We start from the raw sequence: 14526 nt of genomic DNA, 5'->3' as shown, positions 1-14526 counted from the left end.
GGACCAGCCGCCGCCCTCATGCGCCTGTCGCGCCTTACTGGCCCGCGAGCTGCGCCTGCGTATAGAAGCCGTCCTTCACGACGACGTCGACGTTGCTCTTCGTCAGCAGGGTAGGCTGCAGCAGTATGGTGTCGACCTTCTTTTTGCCGTTGTCGTATTGCGCGTTATAGGCGGGCTTTTCGCCCCTCGCAAGCTGCACGGAGAGTTTGGCCGCTTCGCCGGCGATCAGCTTGAGGGGTTTGTAGACGGTCATCGTCTGCGTGCCGGCGATCAGCCGCTTCACCGCGGCGAGGTCCGCGTCCTGACCCGAGATCGGCACCTTGCCCGCCATATGCTGCGCGGCGAGCGCCTGGATCGCGCCGCCCGCGGTGCCGTCGTTCGATGCGACGACCGCATCGATCTTGTTGCTGTTCGCGGTCAGCGCATCCTCCATGATGCGCAGCGCGGTCGATGCGCTCCATTCGGGCACCCACTGCTGGCCGACGACCTTGATGTCGCCACGGTCGATTGCCGGCTTGAGCACCTTCATCTGGCCTTCGCGCAGCATCTTCGCGTTGTTGTCGGTCGGTGCGCCGCCGAGCAGGAAGTAGTTGCCCTTCGGCTGCGCATCGTAGACGCCCTTCGCCTGCAGTTCGCCAACCTTCTCGTTGTCGAACGAGATGTACGCGTCGACGTCGGCATCGAGAATCAGCCGGTCGTACGACACGACCTTGATGCCGGCCTTCTTCGCTTCGGCGACGACATTGCCGAGCGTCTTCGAGTTGAACGGCACGATCACGATCACGTCGACGCCGCGCGAGATCAGGTTTTCGATCTGCGAAATCTGCCGTTCCTCGCTCGCGTCGGCGGATTGCACCGACACCTTCGCGCCGAGTTTTTCCGCCGCGGCGACGAAATAGTCGCGATCGCGCGACCACCGCTCGACACGCAGATCGTCGATGCAGAAGCCAATCTCCGGATGCTCCTTGCTCGCATGCGCAAGCGGCGCCGCAAGCGACAGCCCGGCCAGCACCGCTCCACAGACGAGCGATCCCAGCACGGAACGACGGGTAGCCAATTTCATGTCTCACTCCTCTCTTTCTGATCACCGGGGTACCGGTGTGGGCGGCTCGCACATGTCATGCGGCCGGGTATCGTTATATTGCGTTGTATTACGTTGTAGTAGATCTCCTCGCCAGCTTCACTCAATGCGCGGCGACGCTCAGGCGCCGCCGTAAATCGCCCGGTTCACGACGCTTTCCAGCCTCTCCTGCTGGCCGCTCGCGTGATGCGGATCGAGGCCGCGTGAAAGTGCCTCGTCGGCGAGCGCGCTTAGCGAGTGTTCGCCCGCGAGAATCGCCCGGCCAAACGCGGTGTCCCAGCCCGCGTAGCGTTCGCGCCGGAACTGCTCGAGCAGATCGCGCTCGATCAGCTTCGCCGCGCGCTCGACTGCGAGCGCGAGATTGTCGATTGCGCCGATGTGGCCGTAGAACAGGTCCGTTGCATCCACGCTCTGGCGTCGCACCTTGGCATCGAAATTCATCCCACCGGTCGTGAAGCCGCCGTGCCGCAGGATCTCATAGAACGCGAGCGTCAATTCCTCGACGCTATTCGGAAACTGGTCGGTGTCCCAGCCGTTCTGCGGATCCCCGCGATTCGCATCGACGCTGCCGAAGATACCGAGCGCGAACGCCGACGCGATCTCGTGATGAAACGAGTGCCCCGCGAGGGTCGCGTGATTCGCTTCGATGTTCACGCGGAACACGTCCTGCAGCCCGTACTGCGTGAGAAAACCGTGCACGCTCGCGACGTCGTAGTCGTATTGATGCTTGGTCGGCTCCTGCGGCTTCGGCTCGATCAGCAGCGTGCCCTTGAAGCCGATCCGCTGCGCGTGGTCCGCGACCATGTGCAGGAAACGTGCGAGCTGCTCGCGCTCGCGCTTCAGTTCGGTATTCAGCAGCGTGTCGTAGCCTTCGCGGCCGCCCCACAGTACGTAGTTCTCGCCGCCGAGACGCTGCGTCGCGTCGAGCGCATGACGCACCTGCGCCGCGGCATACGCGAACACGTCGGGGTTCGGATTGGTCGCCGCGCCCGCCGCGTAGCGCGGATGCGAGAACAGGTTCGCCGTGCCCCACAGCAGACGCACGCCGCTGTCCTGCTGCTTCATCGCGAGGTAGTCGGTGATGCGCGCGAAGTTCTCGCTGTATTCCTTCAGGCTGCTGCCTTCGGGCGCCGCGTCGGTATCGTGGAACGTGTAGAACGGCGTGCCGAGCTTCGTGAACAGGTCGAATGCCGCGTCGGCCTTTTGCCGCGCGCGCTCCATCGGGTCGCCGGGTTCCTGCCACGGACGGCGAAACGCGCCTTGACCGAAGATGTCCGCGCCCGGCCACACGAACGTATGCCAGTAGCACACGGCGATCCGCAGATGCGCTTCGAGCGTCTTGCCGAGTACCCGTTTCGTTTTGTCGTAATGGTGAAAGGCCAGCGGGTTGTCCGATTCCGGTCCTTCGTAGGCGATCGGTGGAATGTGCTCGAAGTACGACATACACGTCTCCATTTTATGTTGCGCTGCAGTGCGTTTCGGCGATCGCGTCGGGCGCTTCGCCAGGTGACGCCATGCTGCCGCTCACGCACCGAGCCCGCAATTATGAAATTGCGCAAGCGGCTTGATGTTTCTCACCGCCCTCGCCGCACGTCCATACCGTCGCGGAGTTCCCGGACTAGAATAGCCGCACGCTTGCCCACTCACGGCGCTCCGTTATGCGCCGTGCCAGACAGCCACCCTCTTGCATGGGACCGCCCGGCCAGCCACGGCAATGACCCGAACCCAGACGCCCCCGCCACCCCAGACCGCGCACCGGATCGCGCTGCTGTTCAACGCGAACAAGGTCTACGACCGCGAGATCATCACGGGGATCGGCAAGTACCTGCTGTCGACGCGCGTCGCGTGGGACCTGTTTCTCGAAGAGGATTTTCGCTGCCGGCTCGTCGGCATCGAGCGCTTCGACGGCGACGGCATCATCGCCGACTTCGACGACCCCGCGGTGTCCGACGCGCTGCGCGGCTGCGCGCTGCCGGTCGTCGCGGTGGGCTCGTCGTTCGAACATGCAGCGCACTATCCATCCGACCTGCCCTACATCGCCACCGACAACGCGAAGCTCATCTCGCTCGCGTACACGCATCTGATCGGCGCCGGGCTCGAGCATTTCGCGCTGTACAGCCTGCCGGTCGCGCAGGAAAACCGCTGGGCGCAGCAACGCGAACTCGCGTTCGCGCATCTACGCGCAACCGACGGCCGCAGTGCCAACGACATCGACGCCGAGATCTACCGCGGCCTGTCGACCAGCGCGCCCTCATGGAACCAGGCGATCGAGCAGTTGACCGCGTGGCTCGCGAGTCTGCCGAAGCCGGTCGGCATCATCGCGGTCACGGATGCACGCGCACGGCATCTGCTGCAGGCGTGTCTGATCGCGGGCATCGCGGTGCCCGAGCAGGTCGCCATCATCGGCATCGACAACGATCCGCTCACGCGAACGCTGACGCGCATTCCGCTTTCATCGGTGATTCAGGGCACCGAGGAAATGGGTCGCACCGCCGCGCACTTGCTGCACCAGATGCTGCGCGGCGCGCGCTTTCCGGGCCGGCGCATTCTCGTGCCGCCGGTCGGCATCAACGTGCTCGAATCGAGCCGCCATCAGCCGCTCGCGAGTCCCTACGTGATGCGCGCACGTCACTTCATCCGGCAGTACGCGTGCCAGGGGATCCGTACCGAACAGGTCGCCGATTACGTCGGTGTGTCGCGCTCGTCGCTCGAAGAATACTTTCGCCGCGAGCTGAACTGCACGGTGCATCAGGAGATCCTGCGTCACAAGCTCGATGCGGCGAAGGCGCTGCTCGAGAAGCGCGACGTATCGAGTGCCGAGGTGGCGATCCGCTGCGGCTTCACGTCGCTGCAATACATGTATGCGGTGTTTCGCCGCGAACTCGGCTGCACGCCGCGCGAATATCAGGAGCGTTCCCTCGCCGGAACTGAAACCGCGACGGGTACAGATAAAACAACGACCTGACACACGCCCTCTCTTTCTCTCTCGACGACATGATCAGCACAGCCCAGGTGTCTTCCGAATCGTGGGGCCGGTTGCCGGGCGGCGACCCGGTCCGCCTTTTTACGCTGCGCAACGCGCACGGGATGAAAGTCGCGATCAGCGACCTCGGCGCGACGCTCGTGTCGTGGCACGCGCCCGACCGCTCGGGACGGCTCGCCGACATCCTGCTCGGCCACGACACGCCCGCCGACTATCACGCGGCCACGACCTACATGGGCGGCCTGATCGGACGCTGGGCGAACCGCATCGCGGGCGCGCATTTCGAACTCGATGGCATCGGTTACGCACTCGACCGCAACGAGGGCAACAACTGTCTGCACGGCGGCGCGGCGGGTTTTCATCGCGCGCTCTGGAGCGTGCAAGATGACGACGGCGCGCTGCTGATGCGGCTCGACTCGCCGGAGGGTGACGGCGGTTTTCCAGGCAACGCGACCGTGCAGGTGCGCTATGCACTCGACGACGACGGCGTGCTGACACTCGACTATGAAGCGCTCGCCGATGCACCGACGCCGCTCAACCTGACCAGTCATCCGTACTTCAATCTGACGGGCGTGGCCGGCGCCGACGTGCGCGGCCACGTCGTGTCGATCGACGCGGACGCGTTCTTCGAAGTCGACGCGTCGATGATTCCCTGCCGTCGCGCGGACGTCGCGGGCAATGCGTTTGATTTTCGCCAGAGCGCGCCGCTCGGTGCGCGGCTCGACTGGCCGCACGCACAGCTGGCGCGCGCCGGCGGCTTCGATCACTGCTACGTGCTGCGCGATGCGCACACCGACGCCAGCAGCACCGACGAAACACCGTGCCGTCGCGTCGCATCCGCCTACGACCCAGGCAGCGGCCGCGAGCTAAGCGTAGAAACCGACCAGTGGGGATTGCAGTTCTACACCGGCAATCATCTGCAAGGCGTGCGCGGACGCCGCGGCATCGTGTACGGGCAACACGCCGGACTGTGCCTCGAAGCCGGCGCGTTTCCCGACCAGATCCACATGCCCGACGCCGCGCGGACTGTGCTGCGCCCCGGCCACGTGTACCGGCAGCGCACACGCTACTGCGTCGGCGTGCGGGCAACCTTCTGAACGAGGCACGGTAGAGCGCATCGCGTGGTTCCAGGAAATCGGCTGGCGCTGGGTCTGGTGCCGGCGCCATGGGTTGCTTATCCTGCGGGCAGGATCATCAAAGGAGCGCAATTCGTGGATGAAGTGAATCAAAAAACCGGCCCCCTGTCGGAGCGCGCACGCGTGCGTCGCGAAGCGCATCGCGCGGACTACGATCGCACGATGCTCGACGCGATCGTCGATGCGGCCTACGTCTGCCACGTCGCGTTCACCGATGCACGCGGCACCCACTGCATCCCGACCGCCTGCTGGCGTCAGGGCGACTACCTGTATCTGCACGGCTCGAACGGCAGCCAGATGCTGAAGGCGGCAGCGAGCGGTGTCCAGGTATGCGTGACCGTCACGCATCTCGACGGCCTCGTGCTCGCGCGCTCCACGTTCAATCATTCGATGAACTATCGCACCGCGGTGATCTACGGCGTATGCGAGACGGTAACCGGCGAGCACAAGGCGGAATCGCTCGACGCACTGGTCGAGCACATCGCGCGTGGGCGCTCGCACGAGGCGCGACGCGGTAATCCGAAGGAACTCGCGGCGACGACCGTGCTGCGCCTCCCGCTGACCGAGTTCGCGTGCAAGATCCGCGCGGGCGGCCCAAACGATGACGAAGACGATCTTGATCTGCCGGTCTGGGCCGGCGTGCTGCCGTTCGAGCTCGCACAGCGGCCGGCGATCGCGGACACGCCGCAGATCGACGAGCCGGTGTACGTGGCGAAGTGGGCGAAGGACGGCAACTGACGCCAGGGCATGGAGCCGGCGCCGCGCCGGTGCTGCATCAGTCGCGGACCGCATGACGTGAACTAACGCCCCCACCGTTAGTTCAGAAAATCCTGAAGTAATTGTTTTGTTTCCAGGATTCTTCGCTTTTTCGGTCTTCTGCACCATGGGCCTCGATCCGTCGGCAACCGGCCGGCGATAAAGAGACACAGCGGGGCACGAGGCCGACACATGCAGCTCGACATCTTCCGTTCGCTCTGGGGCTATCACGGCAGCCGCCGCACCGCGTTCGAAGCGGCGCGCGACGCCGGGGTCGCCGGCATCGAGACGCGTCTGCCGCTCGACGTCGAAGGCCGCATCGCGCTCGCGCAGGATCTCGCTGACCACGCGCTCGACTACATCGCCGTCTGCTTCACCGACAGCGCCGTGCTGCCCGACCAGCGCGCAACGCCCGCGATGCATCTCGCCGACCTGAACCGCAAGCTCGACTGGGCGTCGGAGCTCGCGCCACGCTTCGTCAACGTGCTCGCCGGCAACGATCGCTGGCCGCTCGCGCAGCAGGTCGATTTCTTCGGCTCGGCGCTCGACATCGCGCAACGCCACGGACAGACCTGCAGCTTCGAAACGCATCGCGCGCGCTCGCTGTACAGCCCGTGGGTCACGCTCGATCTGATCCGCCAGTTGCCGGCGCTGCGCTTCACGACCGACATCAGTCACTGGGTCGTGGTCTGCGAGCGCCTGCTCGACGATGCCGCCGACGATCTCACACCGTTCGTCGAGCGTGTGCATCACATCCAGGCGCGGGTCGGCTACGACCAGGGGCCGCAGGTCCCGCATCCCGGCGCGCCGGAGTACGCGGGCGCGCTCGGGTTCCACCAGCGGCACTGGGAAGCGGTATGGCGCTCGCAGCAGGCGCGCGGCTATACGCACACGACGCTCACGCCGGAGTTCGGCCCCGACGGCTATCTGCACCACCTGCCGTTCACCGACGTACCGGTCGCCGATCTTGCCGCCCTCAACGTCTGGATGGAGCACGCGGAGCGCGCGCACTTCAACCAGATCATGGGCTCACGCTGAACCCCAGGACCACAGGAGACTCCCGCGATGCAAGCTTCCGCCACAGCGCCGGCCGGTCCGGCGAATCACTTCACGTCGATCCCGGTCGTCGACATCTCGGGCCTGTTCAGCGACCGGCTCGCGGACCGCGAAGCCGTCGCCGCGCAGCTGGGCGACGCGGCGCGCGATGTCGGCTTCCTCTACATCTCCGGACACGGCATCGAGCAGCAGGTGATCGAAGGATTGCGCACGGCCGCGAAGGACTATTTCGCGCAGCCGCTCGACAAAAAGATGACGCATTACATCGGCACGTCGGCGACGCACAAGGGCTTCGTGCCCGAAGGCGAAGAGGTCTACGCGAAAGGCAAGCCCGACCACAAGGAAGCGTTCGACGTCGGCTTCGAGCTGCGCCCGGACGACCCGCTCGTGCTGGCCGGCACGCCGTTGCTCGGTCCGAACGACTGGCCGGCGCTCGACGGCTTCAAGCCCGCGGTCCAGCGCTATTACGAGCAGGTGTTCGCGCTCGGGCGCCGGTTGTTCGGCGGCTTCGCGCTCGCGCTCGGGCTGCCGGAAGATCACTTCGATCCGCTCGTCACGCGGCCGCCGTCGAAGCTGCGCCTGATCCACTACCCGTTCGACGGCGCCGCGCAGGACGCGCCCGGCATCGGCGCGCACACCGACTACGAGTGCTTCACGATCCTGCAGGCCAACGCCCCGGGCCTCGAAGTGATGAACGGCCTCGGCCAGTGGATCGACACGCCGCCGTTGCCCGGCACGTTCGTCGTGAACATCGGCGACATGCTCGAAGTGATGACCGCCGGCGCGTTCGTCGCGACCGCGCACCGCGTGCGCAGCGTGCGCGAAGAACGCTATTCGTTCCCGCTCTTCTATGCGTGCGATTACCACACGCAGATCAGGCCACTCCCCGCGTTCGCCAAAGACGGCGAGCACTACGAGGAGATCACGATCGGCGAACACATGTACGGGCAGGCGTTGCAGACGTATCAGTATCTGCGCCGGCGCATCGAGCGCGGCGAAGCGACACTGCCGACACGCGCGCGCAAGCCCGCGAGCTTCGGGCATCTGAAGAAAAGCGGCCACGCGGACTGACACCGCGCGCCTCGTGTCTGAAACCTACCTTCCCTACTCTGTCCGGAGCACGACCATGACCTTTCTGCACAACAAGACACGTGTGCTCGCCGCACTCGTCGCTGGCGCTGCCCTGCTGCTCGCCAGCGGCGGCGCCAACGCGCAGACCGATTCCGCCACCCTGACGCCAGGCCAGCTCAAGGTCGGCATGGAGATCACCTACCCGCCGTTCGAGTCGTACGATGGCGACAAGGTCGTCGGCTCCGACCCGGACCTCTCGCGGGCACTCGCAAAGCAGCTGAACGCGCAGACCAGCTTCGTCGATACGCGCTTTTCCGGCCTGATCCTCGGACTGAACGCGCGCCACTACGACGCGATCATTTCCGGCATGTACGTGACACCCGAGCGTGTCGCACAGGCGCAAGCAATCCCGTATGCGCAGACCGGCGCGGCGATCATGGTGCCGGCCGCGGGCACGCTGCGTCCGAAGTCCGCGGAAGATCTGTGCGGGCTGCGCGTCGGGCTCGAACAGGGCACGACGTGGGTCGCGCAGTTGCAGACGCTGTCGAACACCTGGTGCAAGACGAACGGCAAGGGGCCGATCGTCGTCAGCGAATATCCGTCGGCACCCGAGGTGTTGCAGGCGCTGCTGTCGAACAACGTGCAGGCGCAGATGGAAATCGCCGGTGCGGCGCACGCGCTCGCGGCGAAATCGTCGGGGCGGGTGGTCGTGAGTTCGAGCCAGCTGATCTATCCGCAGACGCTCGGCATCTACGTGCGCAAGGACAACAAGCCGCTGTTCGACGCGCTGAACCGCGCGCTCGACCAGTTGAAGAAGAACGGCGAGTACGACGCGGTGCTCAAGAAGTACAACCTCGCGCCACCGGTCGCGAAGGCCTCCTGATGCACCTCTGGCACGCGTGACGACGCATCGCGGGAGATCCCATGCACTTCGATTTCAGTTATTTCCTGTCGCTGTTCGCGCTGCCCGCTTTCTGGCAGGCGAGCGTCACGGTGATCGAGCTCAGCACGCTGTCGTGGGCGCTCGGCCTCGCGCTGGGCTTTCCGCTCGCCTCGGCGAAGATGTCCAGCCGGCGCTGGCTGGCCGTGCCCGCGTCGATCTACATCTGGTTTTTTCGCAGCGTGCCGTTGCTGGTGCTGGTGGTGTTCGTCTATAACCTGCCGCAGCTGATTCCGTCGGCGGGCGTCGCGCTGTCGCATCCGTTTTTCTCGGGGCTCGTCGCGCTCGTGCTGACCGAGACCGCGTATATGGCGGAGATTCATCGCGGCGGCCTGCTCGCGGTCACCAAAGGACAGCACGAAGCGGGCGCGGCACTCGGCTTCGGACCGATCGGGCTGCATCGGCTGATCGTCGTGCCGCAGGCGTTCCGCGTCGCGTTGCCGACGCTCATCAACGAGTTCGTCACCAACGTGAAGCTGACGTCGCTCGTCTCGGTGATTTCGCTGACCGAACTGCTGATGGTCGGTCAGCGTCTCTACTCGCAGAATTTTCTCGTGATGGAGACGCTGTCCGCGATCGCGATCTACTACGTGCTGATCGTCACCGTGTGCGGCTGGCTGCTGAATGGTTTCGAGCGGCGCCTCGATCTCTCCCGGCGCAAACCGCCGACGCTCGATAGCGCCGCACTGGCTGCCCTGCTCGCCTCGCTTGCCATCCCCGTCAAGCGCGGCGCGCGCCTCCCTCGCGACGCGGATGCGACACAACGCCCGCCGTCGGGCCGCGGCACCCCAGATGCGCTGCTGCTGAAAGACGTGCACAAGCGCTACGGTCAGCACGAAGTGCTGAAGGGCATCGATCTCGCGGTGCGTCCGGGCGAAGTCGTGTCGATCATCGGGCCTTCCGGCTCGGGCAAGACCTCGCTGATCCGCACGATCAACGCGCTGGAATCGATCGAGCGCGGCGAGATCGTGCTGTTCGGCGAAGCGTTCATCACCGCCACGGACCGGCCGGGCAATCGCCGCGTGCGCGCGGGCGTAAGCCGCATCGGCATGGTGTTCCAGAGTTTCAACCTGTTTCCGCATCGGACCATCGTCGATAACGTCGCGCTCGCGCCGCGCTATCACCGTCGCGGCACACGCGACGAGACCACCGCGCGGGCGCTGACGCTGCTCGACAAGGTCGGTCTGCTTGCGCATGCGTACAAGTACCCGCATCAATTGTCCGGCGGTCAGCAGCAGCGCGTCGCGATCGCCCGTGCGCTCGCGATGGACCCGGCCGTGATGCTGTTCGACGAGCCGACGTCCGCGCTCGATCCCGAACTCGTCGGCGACGTGCTGAACGTGATCCGCGATCTTGCGAACGAAGGCATGACGATGCTGATCGTCACGCACGAAATGGATTTTGCGCTGTCGCTGTCGGACCGTATCGTGTTCATGGAAAACGGCACGGTGCAGTTCGACGGACCGCCGCATGCGATCGACGCATTGCCCGACACCGACCGTGTGCGCCGCTTCATCGGACTCGAGCGGCGCGATGCGGGTATCGCACACGATGCCGTGGTCGCTTGACGCAGGCGCCATTCACGCGCCGGCAAGCTCCCGCCGCAGCGTGTCGCGGAACTTCACGACAAGCGGCTCTTTCGACCGGCCGCGCCGCACCACCAGCGAGAACGACGCCTGATAGCCGAACGCGGCCGGCGACAGCACGCGCAGGCTGCCGCGCTCGACCCACGACTGCGCGAAATGCTCGGGCAGAAAACCAATGTACGCGCCCGACAGGATCAGGATCAACTGACCTTCCATGCTGTCGACGGTCGCCTCGCTACGCTTGAATCCCTGGCGCGCGAGTTCCGTCTGGCTCCAGTACGCGCGACCGACCATCCGCTGTTGGCTGATCACCTCGGGCGGAATGCTGCGCTCGCTGAACAGCGGATGACGGCTGCTGCAATAGAGCCAGTGCTGCTCGCGATGCAGCGCGTGATAGACGAGTCCGTTCATGCGGATCGAAAACGCGCCGATCGCCATGTCGAGCCGGTTGCCGAGCACGCTCAACTGCAACTCATACGGACTCTGCACGTTCAGGTGCAGGTGCACGGCCGGATGCTCGCGCGTGAATGCGCCGACCACATCTGCGAGCGGCAGCGCGTGATCGGTGACGGTCGCATCGAGCACGCCGAGCCTGAAACTGCCGCGCACCTCGCCGCGCAAGCCCGCCGCATAGCGCTCGAAACCGTCCACTTCACCGAGCAGCCGCAGCGCCTCCTGATGAAACTCGTCGCCCTTCGCCGTCAGGTTGAAACCGCCGCGGCCACGGTGGCACAGCACCACGCCGACCAGCGCTTCGAGCTGGCTCATGTAGGTGCTGATCGCCGACGTGGACAGATTCAGTTCCTGCTGTGCGGCCGCGAATCCCTGATGACGCACGACACACGTGAAGATGCGCAGCAGCCGCGCTTCCGGCATGACAGTGTTCAAACGCGGTCTCCTTGCAGGTTGATCGATGGCATCCCGGCACATGCTTGTCGCATGTTCCCTGTTGCCGATACTTTAGAAATAACTGAACTAAATTTTTCGCGCCAGCCATTTTCCACTGACGCCAGGCGCGTCAGTATGGATACCGCACCCATGAAGGAACACGAGGAACGCCATGGAAAAGGAGTTGTTTCAACCGCTCGGCGGCAACGTGATGCCGCGCTTCGGCGGTATCGCGACGATGCTGCGGCTGCCGCATCGCGAATCGGCCGCGGGACTCGACGCGGCGTTTGTCGGCGTGCCGCTCGACATCGGCACGTCGCTGCGACCGGGCACGCGCTTCGGGCCGCGCGGGATTCGCGCGGAATCGGTGATGATCCGGCCGTACAACATGGCGACCGGCGCGGCGCCGTTCGATTCGCTATCGGTCGCGGACATCGGCGACGTGCCGATCAACACGTTCAATCTGCTCGACGCGGTGCGCATCATCGAAGTCGCGTACGACGCGATCCTCGCGCACGGCACGGTTCCGATGACGCTCGGCGGCGATCACACGATCACGCTGCCGATCCTGCGCGCGATCAAACGGCGGCACGGCAAGGTCGGGCTCGTGCACATCGATGCGCACGCGGACGTCAACGATCACATGTTCGGCGAGAAGATCGCGCACGGCACGACGTTTCGCCGCGCGGTCGAAGAGGAATTGCTCGACTGCGAACGCGTCGTGCAGATCGGCCTGCGCGCGCAGGGCTATACAGCGAACGATTTCAACTGGAGCCGTCAGCAGGGGTTTCGCGTCGTGCAGGCGGAGGAATGCTGGCACAAGTCGCTCGCACCGCTGATGGCCGAAGTGCGCGAGAAGGTCGATGGCGGACCGGTGTATCTGAGCTTCGACATCGACGGTATCGATCCCGCGTGGGCGCCGGGCACCGGCACGCCGGAGATCGGCGGTCTGACGACCATTCAGGCGATCGAGATCATCCGCGGCTGCCAGGGGCTCGAGCTGGTCGGCTGCGATCTGGTCGAGGTATCGCCGCAGTACGACACGACCGGCAACACGTCGCTGCTCGGCGCGAACCTGCTGTACGAAATGCTCTGCGTGCTGCCGGGGGTCGTGCGGCGCTAGACGGACTGGCCGCGTCCGCTCGCGGCATCACTGCGGCACCAGCGACGGCACGGATAAAATATGACGCGACATCCGGCACCAGGCGTGCCGGATGTCGTGCCTGGTCCCCTCACATTGTCGACCTGGCCGGCACCTTCGACACGAACTTGCGCAGCCGTCCCGCGAGCCGGTGCGACGGCCGCTCGACTGCGAGATAGAACACATAGCTGAGCGCGAACGCGAAGACCATCGTCGTCACCCAGACGAGCGGACGGCCGGGCACGAAGCCGAGCACGTCGAGCACCGCGGACGCGAACTTGTGACACAGGTACAGGCTGTACGACCACGCGCCGAGCGCGCCGATACGTGCCCACAACCACGCGCGCATGCCGGGGGTCGATGTCGCGGCGGTCGACGTCTCGGCCGCGAGCCACACGGCGACGAGAAACTGGAATAGCGTCAGCGTGACGTCGGGGCCGACCGATGGCAGAAACGCCGGCTTGATATGCGACGTCGACGCGAGCACGAACGTCAGCGAGCCCCCGGCGATCACCGCCCAGCGCGCGATGACGAGATGGTTCGACAGTAAGCGCGACGCGTCACGCAAGCGCCGTACGAGCCAGGCGGTCAACGCCGATGGCGGACGCGCACCGTCGCCTGCGGCGAGCGAGCGCAACGCATCGGTGCCCGGCACCGCGGCGACAGCGCTCGGTGCAGCCGCACGGCGGGCATCCGCACGCTGCGCATCCGCGATCAGACAGCCGAGCAGCCAGCCCGGCAGATACAGCAGCGCCGTGCCCGCAACACCGTAGTTCTGATACACGCAATGGTCGCAGACCATCTGTCCGTGCAGGTGCGTGAACCACACCATCGCCGCGCCGAGCAGCGTCGCGCCGGCGATCATCTCGCCGATCCGGTGGAAACGCATCCGCACCAACGGATACAGCGTGTAGTAGACGATCTCGCAGTACAACGACCACAGCACCGACTGCAGCAGCGTCGGTGCATCGCCGACCGGCTGCGACACCAGCGCGACGATCGCGAGCGGCACGCCGATCCGCACGTAGCGGGACGCGAAATAATTGATCGGGCGCAGCGCGGCGTCCCGGTGATACGCGTTGTGGATGCAGTAGCCGGAGATCACGAAGAACACAATCACCGCAGCCGGCCCCGCGAACAGCACCACCAGCGACGACCATAGCGCTCCGCCGAGCGGCGCGAGATGGCCGGTCAGGATCGCCTTGAACGGGGGCGGTCCGAAGTGATAGAGAACGACCCACGTGGCCGCCATGAAGCGAATCGCGTCGATTTTCAGCGACTTCGCGGACGGGGCCGAACCAGACAAACTCAACGGATTCGCACGCATGCTGGCGCCCTTTGGACGCCCGTAGCGCCCTCCTTTGAAAGTTCTGGGAAGGTTAACGCGGGGGGGGTGGGAAAAAAATCTGAAATAAATCGGAAAGGTGATTGGGGTCAAGACGACGAAATTGGGTACGGGATCGGATGGGGGCTCGAGCGGGTCCCGCACGCGCAACCGCCGAAGCACGCCGCACGGGGCTGCGCGTGCTCCAGCGGCCCCCGCGGTCGACTCGATTCGCTCCGCCCCTTGCCGATCAAGGGTTTACCGCCGGTTAACTCCAACCCACCGGCCTGGGTGTCCGCTACGCAGGTACTCTGCGGCGGCGCCCGGCCCAATCCGTCGCCGGCTGTTGGCTCGATGCGACAAACCGCCCCGCCCGGCCGTCTCCACAAGGCTCCGGCCGCACGGCTGACCGAACGGGAATCGCGGTTTGTGAGATCATGCCGGATGGTCGGAAAACTGGATCCGGCAAGCCATCCAGCGTCATATCGGCAATTCGGCGGTCAGCCGGGGGCGACCCCACTGGGCGCCCCGCAACGGCGGTCGCACAGCAAGCGGCAACAGAAG

Annotated in this window: 12 protein-coding genes; 8 read left to right on the top strand and 4 right to left on the bottom strand. The window is 65.5% G+C overall.

The window, feature by feature from the left end:
* Positions 1-34: 34 nt before the first annotated feature.
* Both xylF and xylA read right to left on the bottom strand, forming a co-directional pair.
* Positions 35-1063 (bottom strand): D-xylose ABC transporter substrate-binding protein, encoded by a 1029-nt coding sequence (gene xylF, locus ACREXZ_RS05405; protein WP_431763017.1) that lies wholly within the window; start codon positions 1061-1063, stop codon positions 35-37.
* A gap of 138 nt (positions 1064-1201) precedes the next feature.
* Positions 1202-2524 carry a xylose isomerase gene (gene xylA / locus ACREXZ_RS05400; RefSeq protein ID WP_431763016.1) on the bottom strand — a complete coding sequence of 441 codons (1323 nt, stop codon included), beginning with the start codon at positions 2522-2524 and terminating at the stop codon, positions 1202-1204.
* Positions 2525-2795: 271 nt separating this feature from the next.
* Here xylA and ACREXZ_RS05395 point away from each other — a divergent pair, with 271 nt between their 5' ends.
* The 7 genes from ACREXZ_RS05395 to ACREXZ_RS05365 all read left to right on the top strand — a co-directional run bounded on the left by ACREXZ_RS05395 (position 2796) and on the right by ACREXZ_RS05365 (position 10591).
* Positions 2796-4046 carry a XylR family transcriptional regulator gene (locus tag ACREXZ_RS05395; protein WP_431763015.1) on the top strand — a complete coding sequence of 417 codons (1251 nt, stop codon included), beginning with the start codon at positions 2796-2798 and terminating at the stop codon, positions 4044-4046.
* A 29-nt stretch (positions 4047-4075) separates the two neighbouring features.
* Entirely contained in the window at positions 4076-5161 is a 1086-nt protein-coding gene (locus ACREXZ_RS05390) for an aldose epimerase family protein (protein ID WP_431763014.1), read from the top strand.
* Positions 5162-5275: 114 nt separating this feature from the next.
* A complete protein-coding gene (locus ACREXZ_RS05385) occupies positions 5276-5938 on the top strand; it encodes a pyridoxamine 5'-phosphate oxidase family protein (RefSeq protein ID WP_431763013.1) in 663 nt (220 codons plus the stop codon).
* Between the two features lie 210 nt (positions 5939-6148).
* A complete protein-coding gene (locus tag ACREXZ_RS05380) occupies positions 6149-6994 on the top strand; it encodes a sugar phosphate isomerase/epimerase family protein (protein WP_431763012.1) in 846 nt (281 codons plus the stop codon).
* A gap of 27 nt (positions 6995-7021) precedes the next feature.
* Entirely contained in the window at positions 7022-8083 is a 1062-nt protein-coding gene (locus ACREXZ_RS05375) for an isopenicillin N synthase family dioxygenase (protein WP_431763011.1), read from the top strand.
* A gap of 55 nt (positions 8084-8138) precedes the next feature.
* Entirely contained in the window at positions 8139-8966 is an 828-nt protein-coding gene (locus tag ACREXZ_RS05370; RefSeq protein ID WP_431763010.1) for a transporter substrate-binding domain-containing protein, read from the top strand.
* Positions 8967-9007: 41 nt separating this feature from the next.
* Positions 9008-10591 (top strand): amino acid ABC transporter permease/ATP-binding protein, encoded by a 1584-nt coding sequence (locus tag ACREXZ_RS05365; RefSeq protein WP_431763009.1) that lies wholly within the window; start codon positions 9008-9010, stop codon positions 10589-10591.
* Between the two features lie 12 nt (positions 10592-10603).
* On the opposite strand, the gene ACREXZ_RS05360 is transcribed toward ACREXZ_RS05365, so the two are convergent.
* Positions 10604-11497 (bottom strand): LysR family transcriptional regulator, encoded by an 894-nt coding sequence (locus ACREXZ_RS05360; protein WP_431763008.1) that lies wholly within the window; start codon positions 11495-11497, stop codon positions 10604-10606.
* Positions 11498-11669: 172 nt separating this feature from the next.
* On the opposite strand from ACREXZ_RS05360, the gene speB reads away from it, so the two are divergent.
* Positions 11670-12620: an agmatinase gene (speB, locus tag ACREXZ_RS05355; RefSeq protein WP_431763007.1), complete on the top strand. Its 951-nt coding sequence runs from the start codon at positions 11670-11672 to the stop codon at positions 12618-12620.
* 109 nt (positions 12621-12729) lie between these two features.
* Here the strand turns inward: speB and ACREXZ_RS05350 are convergent, their stop codons facing one another.
* The gene (locus ACREXZ_RS05350) at positions 12730-13965 is read right to left on the bottom strand and encodes an acyltransferase family protein (protein WP_431763006.1); all 1236 of its coding nucleotides are present in this window, start codon (positions 13963-13965) and stop codon (positions 12730-12732) included.
* Positions 13966-14526 lie beyond the last annotated feature (561 nt).

It is taken from the genome of Paraburkholderia sp. (assembly GCF_050742655.1).
Classification (GTDB): domain Bacteria; phylum Pseudomonadota; class Gammaproteobacteria; order Burkholderiales; family Burkholderiaceae; genus Paraburkholderia.
The sequence above is the reverse complement of the archived record's forward strand: the minus strand, read 5'-3'. Positions and strand labels throughout refer to the sequence as shown.